Here is a 4,696-nt window from a genome sequence, read left to right as displayed (position 1 = left end):
ATGGGCAGCCCCTCGGGCGTCGTACCGGCGCCGTCGGACGGCCCGAGCACATCGGGCAGCATCGCCTGACGCCCGAGGGGCTGCTCATCTCCGCCGGGACCGGGGAGACCATGGCCGCCGCGTTCGGGCTCGGGCTCGGGCTCGGGGACGCCGTGGTGTCGCTCGGGGCCTCCGGGTCGGTGATGGCCGTACACCCCGAAGCCCTCTTCGACTCGACCGGGATGATCACCTCACTGGCCGACGCGACCGGGCTGCATCTGCCCGTCGTCACGACCTTGAACGCCGTACGGACCCTGCGGGGGACGGCTGAGCTGTTGGGGCTCGGGGATCTGGAGGGACTGTCCGATCTCGCCATGAAGTCGACCCCGGGGGCACATGGGCTGGTCATGCTGCCCTATCTGGAGGGTGAGCGGACGCCCAATCTTCCCCACACCGCCGGGACGCTCGCCGGGCTGCGGCGGGAGTCCATGAAGGCCGAGCATCTCGCGCGGGCCGCCTTCGAGGGGATGCTCTGCGGGCTCGCCGACGCGCTGGACGTGCTGCGCGGGCGGGGCGTCGACGTGCAGCGCGTCTTCCTGCTCGGGTCGGCCGCCGAGCTGCCCGCCGTGCAGGCCTCGGCGCCGTCGCTGTTCGGGGCGCAGGTCGTCGTACCGCAGCCCGCCGACTACGCGGCCATCGGTGCCGCGCGGCAGGCCGCCTGGGCGCTCGGGGTGTCGCAGGGGACTCTTGACCCGCGTACGCCGCCGGCCTGGCAGGGGGCCGCCGCGCAGGTGCTGGAGCCCGGCGAGGAGCTGGCGGTGGGGCAGGCCGTGCGGCAGCAGTACGTGTCCGTGCGGGAGCAGACCCATCCCGGGGCGTTTCGCGTCTGATCGAATCCCGGCCGGCCGTCGCGCGGCGAGTTCGTCGTCCGCTGTTGGATTTGATTAATCGGTTGAAGTAACACCGGTGGAGTGTCGGACGATGGGTGCGTGGGGCACTCCCCATCGTCCGGTGCGGACAAACGTCCGACAGGGGCCAAGGTCCGACAGGGGCCAAAGGTCCGTGACGGGCAGACGTCCGATACGGACAAACCGCCGACTCCGAGAGATTCAGCGTGCTCATACAACTTCTGCGCACATATCTGAGGCCGTACAAGAAACCCATCGGGCTGCTGGTGCTGCTCCAGCTCCTCCAGACCTGCGCCACTCTCTACCTGCCCACGCTCAACGCGGACATCATCGACAGGGGTGTGGTCAAGGGCGACACCGGGTACATCCTGTCCTTCGGTGCCGTGATGATCGGCATCTCGCTGGTGCAGGTCTTCTGCAACATCGGTGCCGTGTACTTCGGCGCCCGTACGGCGTCGGCGCTCGGGCGGGACGTACGCGCCGCCGTCTTCGACCGCGTGCAGTCGTTCTCGGCGCGCGAGGTCGGGCAGTTCGGGGCGCCCTCGCTGATCACCCGTACGACCAATGACGTCCAGCAGGTGCAGATGCTCGCGCTGATGACGTTCACGCTGATGGTGTCGGCGCCCATCATGTGTGTGGGCGGCATCGTGCTCGCGCTGGGCCTGGATGTGCCGCTGTCGGGCGTGCTGGTCGCCGTCGTGCCGGTGCTGGGCGTCTGCGTGACGCTGATCGTGCGGCGGCTGCGTCCGCTGTTCCGGACGATGCAGGTGCGGCTCGACACCGTCAACCGGGTGCTGCGCGAGCAGATCACCGGCAACCGGGTGATTCGCGCCTTTGTGCGGGACGGGTACGAGAAGGACCGGTTCGGGAGGGCGAACGGCGAGCTGACCGAGGTGTCGCTGGCCACCGGGCGGCTGCTCGCGCTGATGTTTCCCATCGTCATGACCGTGGTGAACGTGTCGTCGATCGCCGTGGTGTGGTTCGGGGCTCATCGCATCGACAGCGGTGGGATGGAGATCGGCGCGCTGACCGCGTTCCTCGCCTATCTGATGCAGATCGTCATGTCCGTGATGATGGCCACCTTCATGTTCATGATGGTGCCGCGCGCGGAGGTGTGCGCCGAGCGCATCGAGGAGGTCCTCGGTACGTCGTCCAGTGTGGTGCCACCGACCGATCCCGTGATGGAGCTGCGGCGGCGCGGGCATCTGGAGATCCGGGGGGCCGGGTTCCGCTATCCGGGCGCCGAGGAGCCGGTGCTCAAGGCCGTCGACCTGGTGGCGCGGCCCGGTGAGGTGACCGCGGTCATCGGGTCCACGGGGAGTGGGAAGTCGACGCTGCTCGGGCTCGTACCGCGACTGTTCGACGCCACCGAGGGCGACGTGCTCGTCGATGGTGTGGACGTGGCCACCGTGGAGCCGAAGTTGCTGGCCAGGACGGTGGGGATGGTGCCGCAGAAGCCGTATCTGTTCGCCGGGACCGTGGCCACCAATCTGCGGTACGGGAATCCGGACGCCACGGACGAGGAGCTGTGGCGGGCGCTGGAGGTGGCGCAGGGCAAGGGGTTCGTCGAGCGTCTTGAGGGCGGGCTCGACGCGCCGATCGCGCAGGGCGGTACGAATGTGTCGGGCGGTCAGCGGCAGCGGCTCGCGATCGCTCGTACGCTCGTCCAGCGGCCCGAGATCTACCTCTTCGACGACTCCTTCTCCGCGCTCGACTACGCCACGGACGCGGCCCTGCGTGCGGCGCTGGCCCGCGAGACCGCCGAGGCGACCGTCGTGATCGTCGCCCAGCGGGTGTCCACGATCAGGGAGGCCGACCGGATCATCGTCCTCGACGAGGGCCGGGTCGTCGGCTCCGGCAGCCACCACGAGCTGATGGCGGGCAACGAGACCTACCGCGAGATCGTCCTCTCCCAGCTCACGGAAGCGGAGGCCGCCTGATGGCCGGGCCCATGGCGCGCATGATGGCAGGACCCGGCCCCGACCAGCACTCGCTGGACTTCAAGGGGTCCGGCAAACGGCTCCTCGCCCAGTTCAGGCCCGAACGGGCGACGATGTACGTGATGCTGCTCGCGGTGTTCGTGAGCGTGGGCCTGTCGGTGGTGGGCCCGAAGATCCTGGGACGGGCGACCGACCTGGTCTTCTCCGGCATCGTCGGACGGCAGTTCGAGAGTGGCAGTACGAAGGCCGAGGTTCTCGCCGCGATGCGCAGGCGTGGCGAGGGCGGCGTGGCCGACGTGCTCTCCGGTACGGACTTCACGCCGGGCAAGGGGATCGACTTCGGCGCGGTGGGTGAGGTGCTGGGCACCGCGCTCGTCGTGTTCGTCTGCGCCGGGATGCTGATGCTGGTCGCGACGCGGCTGGTGAACCGGGCCGTCAACCGGACCGTGTACCGCATGCGCGAGGACTTGCAGGCGAAGCTGTCGCGGCTGCCGCTGTCGTACTTCGACAAGCGGCAGCGCGGTGAGGTGCTGTCCCGCGCGACGAACGACATCGACAACATCGGGCAGACGCTCCAGCAGTCGATGGGCCAGCTCATCAACTCGCTACTCACCATCATCGGCGTACTGGCGATGATGTTCTGGGTGTCCTGGCTGCTGGCGCTGGTCGCGCTGGTGACCGTACCGCTGTCGTTCTTCATCGCCACGCGGGTCGGCAAGCGGTCGCAGCCGCACTTCGTGCAGCAGTGGCGGACCACCGGCAAGCTGAACGCCCACATCGAGGAGATGTACACCGGGCACGCCCTCGTGAAGGTGTTCGGGCGGCAGGACGAGTCGGCGAAGCGGTTCGCCGAGGAGAACGACGCGCTGTACGAGGCGGGCTTCAAGGCCCAGTTCAACAGCGGGGTCATGCAGCCGCTGATGATGTTCGTGTCGAACATCAACTACGTGCTGGTGGCCGTGGTGGGCGGGCTGCGGGTCGCCTCGGGCGCGCTGTCGATCGGTGACGTGCAGGCTTTTATTCAGTACTCGCGTCAGTTCTCCATGCCGCTGACGCAGGTCGCTTCGATGGCGAACCTCGTGCAGTCGGGGGTCGCCTCGGCCGAGCGGATCTTCGAACTGCTGGACGCGGAGGAGCAGCACGCCGATCCGGTGCCGTCGGCGCGGCCCGAGGAGCTGCGGGGGCTGGTGTCGCTGGAGCATGTGTCGTTCCGGTACGAGCCGGAGAAGCCGCTGATCGAGGATCTGTCGCTGTCGGTGGAGCCGGGGAACACGGTGGCGATCGTCGGTCCTACCGGGGCCGGGAAGACGACTCTGGTGAACCTGCTGATGCGGTTCTACGAGGTTTCCGGGGGTCGGATCACTCTGGACGGGGTGGACATCGCCGCCATGTCCCGGGACGAACTCCGGTCCGGGATCGGGATGGTGCTCCAGGACACCTGGCTGTTCGGCGGGACCATCGCGGAGAACATCGCGTACGGGGCCTCGGGTGCGCGTGAGGTGACGCGCGGCGAGATCGAGGAGGCGGCGCGGGCCGCGCACGCAGACCGTTTCATCCGGACGTTGCCGGACGGGTACGACACCGTGATCGACGACGAGGGGACGGGGGTCAGCGCCGGTGAGAAGCAGCTCATCACGATAGCGCGGGCGTTCCTGTCCGATCCCGTGATCCTGGTGCTGGACGAGGCGACGAGTTCCGTGGACACGCGGACGGAGGTGCTCATCCAGAAGGCGATGGCCAAACTCGCGCATGGGCGGACGTCGTTCGTGATCGCGCATCGGCTGTCGACGATCCGGGACGCCGACACGATTCTCGTGATGGAGAACGGGGCGATCGTGGAACAGGGGGCGCACGGGGAGTTGTTGGGGG

At 68.5% G+C, this 4,696-nt stretch carries 3 protein-coding genes; all 3 read left to right on the top strand.

The features are described from left to right. Positions 1 to 869, top strand: an 869-nt coding sequence (locus tag AOK08_RS32050; RefSeq protein ID WP_241827174.1) for an FGGY-family carbohydrate kinase, incomplete at its 5' end; no start/stop codon positions are given. A 224-nt stretch (positions 870 to 1,093) separates the two neighbouring features. Continuing rightward, on the top strand, positions 1,094 to 2,827 hold the full coding sequence (locus tag AOK08_RS32045; RefSeq protein WP_055532620.1) for an ABC transporter ATP-binding protein: 1,734 nt from the start codon (positions 1,094 to 1,096) through the stop codon (positions 2,825 to 2,827). Then, the coding region (locus AOK08_RS32040) for an ABC transporter ATP-binding protein (protein ID WP_055532618.1) at positions 2,827 to 4,696 on the top strand (1,870 nt) is incomplete at its 3' end. The genes AOK08_RS32045 and AOK08_RS32040, both read left to right, overlap by 1 nt.

The sequence above is a fragment of the Streptomyces graminilatus genome (genome assembly GCF_001418565.1).
GTDB classification, from domain to species: domain Bacteria; phylum Actinomycetota; class Actinomycetes; order Streptomycetales; family Streptomycetaceae; genus Streptomyces; species Streptomyces graminilatus.
The sequence above is the reverse complement of the archived record's forward strand: the minus strand, read 5'-3'. Positions and strand labels throughout refer to the sequence as shown.